Source organism: Gelidibacter sp. (assembly GCF_035577925.1).
In the GTDB taxonomy this organism is placed as follows: Bacteria; Bacteroidota; Bacteroidia; order Flavobacteriales; family Flavobacteriaceae; genus Gelidibacter.
In genome coordinates this window covers 1-2,548 of record NZ_DATJCY010000364.1, presented here as the reverse complement: position 1 = coordinate 2,548, position 2,548 = coordinate 1, and the positions used below count along the sequence as shown (strand labels likewise).

The window sequence follows — 2,548 nt, the reverse complement described above, 5'->3', positions numbered from 1 at the left end:
CATACAGGTTTTACCGGAACTTTCTTCTTTATAAATCCACATACTGATCGGTTTTTGGTCATTCTTAGCAATCGTGTGAACCCCACGCGAACCAACAGATTACTTTATGAAGATGATTTTTTTCAAAAAATATGGAAACATATAAATGATTAGGCTTTTGTTTGAATTAAATCCGCTATCAATAATTTCTATTTAGATTCCCAAAGCAGTTTTTGAGCGGTTCCAAAGTTTCCTAATTGATAAACACTTATGGATGTTGCTCGAAATTTCATCCCACGAAAAACATGCGCATTCAAACTATCCAAAACATGTGTTTGTGCCACACCTAAACTAATGTGCGGATTAAAATTCTCATAACTGTAATGGCTTACAAATTTAGGTACATAAGCAATGGTAAAATCATCGATAGGCGAACCATCCGGGTTTTGCACATAAGCTTCTTGGTTTCCATCAGAAAGAATATAAGGTTTTAACCTAGCAATAACTTCCTTGTGAAGCGCTTGTAGTGGTTCGTTCTTTTCTTCAATTCCAATCGATGCAAAACTACTAGGTTTATCCTTGTTATATTGCAAATGGCTGGCCCATAGTGTATCTTTTTCTATAGTTTTATAAAGTGATTCCAATGTCTTTTCGATATTAACCATATCGCTTTCCAAAACGTAAGCTTGTAATAATGTGATATGTGGAATATGATGATCATCGAGTTGGAAGTTATCCGGATTATCTTTTAATATCGATTGATTTAATGCGATAGCATGTTGATAAACATCTTCTGGAACCGTGAGAAGCACATCTATAGCAATAATTTTGGAACCCTTTGGAGCACAGGAATTGAGCATCATTAAAATTAATAATATGGGAGTTAAAAAGTTGTTTTTCATCATTGAAAATCAGGATTTTTATTGATTTTAAGCAATTTATAGTTATCACGTTTATTTTTCATAAAAACAAAGATAGAAAAAACACATTACATAATAGGTTTTGGATTATGCTGATGCGTTTTTCGGAAAGCAATAAATAAAATAGAAGAAATTAAAAGCAATATTAAATACCACGTATTGGTAACCAAATCGATATACGAAATAGCTCCTTTCGTAAAACTTAAAATCATCAAAACCTGTGCGCCATAAGGTAAAAATCCTTGGGTAATACAAGCGAAAACATCTAAAATAGAAGCCGTTTGTTTGTTTTCTAAAGCATATTCGTCATTAATTGATTTTGCTATAGATCCTGAAATAATAATGGCCACGGTATTATTGGCAACAGCTACATTAATACTAGATACTAAAACCGCAATACCAAACTGAGCTGTTTTCATACTTTTAATTAAGCTTTTCACTTTGATAAGGATAAATTCGATACCGCCATTATAAGCAACTAAAGCGGCCAATCCTCCTGTTAAAAGCGACAGTAGAAATATTTCGGTCATACCTGTAAAACCCGTGTAAATTAACTGGGTATATTCGATTATCGAGAAATCGGCATAAATAACTCCCAAAACACCGCCAATAATTATACCCAAAAATAAGGTTACAAAAACATTTAAACCTATGACGGATAGTAAGATTACCATTAAATAAGGTGAAATCTTTAAAATGGAGTAGGGTTGTGATTCGGTTTCAGAGGGTTGAGTTTCTAAAAGAAAACCTTGAAAAACAAGAACGCCAATAGTCAAAAGAGCAGCGGGAATGGCTATCTTTATGTTTGCCTTAAATTTATCGCTCATCTCAACTTCCAAGGATTGTGTGGCAGCAATAGTTGTATCTGAAATAACTGATAAATTATCACCAAACATGGCACCGCCCAATAAAGCACCGCATAAAATAGCGAGAGAAAAATTTCCGGCATCGGCAAAACCTACAACAATAGGAGCCAGGGCAACGATAGATCCAACAGAAGTTCCGGTTGATATGGACAAAAATGCAGCAATAACAAAAACCCCTAAATAAATATACTCAACTTGAATAAGATCCATTCCCAAATGCACAATGCTGTCCACACTTCCTGTAGCTTTAGTGACCGTAGCAAAAGCACCAGCAAGCAGATAAATCAAACACATGGTCAATATTTTACTATCGCCGCAACCTTTAAGAAGAATATCAATTTTAGTATTTATGGGTTGTTTAAAAATGATAAATGCCACAAAAATTCCAGCAATTACTGCAATAGGAGCGGGTAGTGCATAAAAATCATCTTGAATGGTACCAACACTTAAAAATGTGAAGATAAAAACAAAAAATGGTAATAATGCTTTAAAATTTGGTCTTACTGAGGTCATGTTTCTGATTTTTTTCAGAATACAAAAAAGGAATGACGACAAATAATTAGGATAGTAGTTAACGTTTTTTTTCCAAAGTATTTGGCTCATCGTTTCAGCACCTTGCTCGTTAATGCAGGTTGCTATCTCCTTTCTGAGATTCTTGATAAATATGTGTGCAAAACTAAAGGTTTTTTTCAATATAAAAACCTTTAGTCTGTTCTTTTTTGAATATCAATACTTATAGTGCAGTCTTAACATCATAAAGAAAAAGAAAGCATTAAAATACTC

The 2,548-nt window shown here is 33.5% G+C and carries 2 protein-coding genes and 1 riboswitch; both genes read right to left on the bottom strand.

The annotated features are described in order from the left end of the window. Window positions 1–188: 188 nt before the first annotated feature. Entirely contained in the window at window positions 189–884 is a 696-nt protein-coding gene (locus VNJ50_RS14030; protein WP_325582923.1) for a hypothetical protein, read from the bottom strand. 83 nt (window positions 885–967) lie between these two features. Next, entirely contained in the window at window positions 968–2,278 is a 1,311-nt protein-coding gene (locus VNJ50_RS14025; protein WP_325582922.1) for a Na+/H+ antiporter NhaC family protein, read from the bottom strand. 56 nt (window positions 2,279–2,334) lie between these two features. Next, window positions 2,335–2,432, bottom strand: a riboswitch (SAM-I-IV-variant riboswitch). Window positions 2,433–2,548: the final 116 nt, after the last annotated feature.